The 408-nt window shown below is 58.6% G+C and carries 1 pseudogene; it reads left to right on the forward strand.

Annotated features, from left to right (window positions below):
• Positions 1–408, forward strand: a pseudogene (locus AC2A06_RS18905) (hypothetical protein); the annotation flags it as partial.

The following is a 408-nucleotide window of genomic DNA, read 5'->3' on the forward strand; positions in this document are numbered from 1 at the left end:
CCCTTACCGCCCTGGAGTTGCTGGAAGATGGCACCGATGCGTTGGTGATAGCCACTGATGGGCTGGCGGGCTCCAACAACGATTTACTGGTTAACGTGTTTGGCACCGGCGGTCTTGTACTGGACGGCACCTTGGCGCCGTTAACCCTTTCCAACAGCACCAACAGTTACAGCGGCAGCACCACCATCCGTGGGGGTACGGTCTTGCTGGGGGCCAGTGGGGCGCTGGGGAGTACCCATTTACTGGCCGTGAACAGTGGCAGTACCTTTAACCTCAATAGCTACAACCAACAGGTGGGAAGCACCACCAATGAGGGCACGGTGCTGTTAGGCAGCGGTGTGCTGACCAGTGGGGCGTTAACCAACAATGGCAGCATTAACCTGGGGACCGGTACCTTGGTGCTCACCG

This window comes from Serratia sp. HNCC26DJ244 (assembly GCF_057180565.1).